The sequence below is a fragment of the uncultured Campylobacter sp. genome, from assembly GCF_938045465.1.
In the GTDB taxonomy this organism is placed as follows: Bacteria; Campylobacterota; Campylobacteria; order Campylobacterales; family Campylobacteraceae; genus Campylobacter_B.
In genome coordinates, this window is the sequence record NZ_CALIBF010000186.1 from 1 (window position 1) to 1,872 (window position 1,872).

The 1,872-nt window shown below is 51.7% G+C and carries 2 protein-coding genes; both read left to right on the forward strand.

From position 1 onward, the window contains the following. On the forward strand, nt 1-527 hold a 527-nt coding region (locus Q0413_RS09125; protein ID WP_298989585.1), incomplete at its 5' end, for an ABC transporter six-transmembrane domain-containing protein. 50 nt (nt 528-577) lie between these two features. Beyond that, nucleotides 578-1,534, forward strand: a complete 957-nt coding sequence (locus Q0413_RS09130) for a cation diffusion facilitator family transporter (RefSeq protein ID WP_298989586.1) — start codon at nt 578-580, stop codon at nt 1,532-1,534. Nucleotides 1,535-1,872: the final 338 nt, after the last annotated feature.

Genomic DNA, 1,872 nt, shown 5'->3' on the forward strand with positions numbered 1-1,872 from the left:
GGATTTTTTTTGAGCAGCACTTTCCCGTGTTTTTCACCTCCGTCGTCTCGATTTTCGGCTCGGCGATCATGCTTTTATTTATCGAGTTCTACGTGGGTTTGGCAGTTTTTGCCCTGCTTGCGATTTTTGGAGCTTTGCTACCCAAATACATTGCCAAAAACGACCGCTTATATCTAAAGCTAAACAACCAGCTAGAGCGCGAGGCAGGACGCATAAGCACAGGCGATGAGCGCACGCTAAATCGCCACTACGACGTGCTTTCAAAGCTTCGTATACGCATCTCAAACAGAGAGGCGATGAGCTTTTTTATCATCGGTGCGAGCGTGGCGGCGATTTTTAGCTTGGCGATATTTTTGCTATCACACAAGCAGGCAAACGCGGGTCACATCTACTCGGTGCTCACCTATCTTTGGACGTTTGCGATCAGTCTTGATGACGCGCCGAGGCTAGTGGAAGAGTTTAGCAAGCTAAAAGACATCGGCAAGCGCGTAAACGTCGAGCCAGAAGGCGATACAAATAAAATTTAAGCGCTTTTTTGGGGTATAATGTACCAAAATTTACCGAAAACGAGGTCAAAATGCACGAAAATCACGCCCATTGCGCGCGTTCACACACGTCAAATAAAACCGTTTTGAGAAATTCCTTCCTTATAATATCCGCTTTTATGCTGGTCGAGGTCGCGGGCGGCTTCGCGACGAACTCGCTCGCCCTGCTCTCAGACGCCGGGCACATGCTCTCGGACGCCGCAGCGCTCGGACTTTCGCTGTTTGCGTTTAAATTCGGCGAACGCAAAGGCAATCTGCAAAAGACCTTCGGCTACAGGCGGATTGAAATTTTAGCCGCGACGATAAACGCTCTCGCCCTCGTCGCGATCGCCATTTTTATCGTCATTGAGGCGGCGCGGCGCTTCCAAAACCCGCCCGAAGTAGCCACCGCGGGTATGCTTGCCATCAGCACGCTGGGTCTTGCCGTAAACATCGTCGTGGCGCTGTATATGCTGCGCGGCAGCGACGTGAGAGAAAACGTCAATATGCGCGGCGCCTACCTACACGTGCTGGGCGACGCTTTAGGCTCGGTGGGCGCGATCGCGGCGGCTTTGGCGATGATGTGCTTTGGCTGGGGCTGGGCGGACGCGGCGGCTAGCGTGCTCGTGGCCGCGCTCATCGTAAAAAGCGGCTGGGGCGTGCTAAAAGACAGCCTAAACATCCTGATGGAGGGCTCGCCAAAGGGCATGTGCCTGGACGGGCTCGTCGCGCAGATCAGGGGCGTGGATGGCGTGCTTTCGGTGCACGACCTGCACGTCTGGAGTATCACGAGCGGCGCAAACGCGCTCACGGCTCACATCGTGGTTAGCGGCGAGCTGAGCGTGCGCGAAGCGGAGCGGATCTTGCGCGAAATATCGCACGAGATGGAGCATCTGGGCATCACGCACACGACGCTACAGCTTGAAAGTAGCGAGAACGAATGCGCTGACGAGCTAATCTGCGAAGTAAGATCAAACGACGCGGGCGGGCATTTGGGACATAGTCATTAACTTGGGATTTGAAATTCCGCTCGGTTTGAAATTTAAAATTTGGCTTGAGTTTTAAATTTTAAATTTGTCCGCGCCGCGAGATTTCGGAATTTTAGAATTTTGAGGTTTCAAATTTTAAAATTTTGCGCTCGTTATGAAATTTTAAATCCCTACGCGTGGTGAAATTTTAAAATTTCGCCCCGCGGACGCCATTTCAAAATCAGGCGCCGTGCTTGCAAAACCGCAGAAAGTTTAAAATTTACACAGCCGCGGCGTAGCCCATTCAAAGCACACTATGAACATTTGCGGAATTTTAAATTTGACGAGAACGGCAGTCTAGCAATTACGGCGAAATTTGG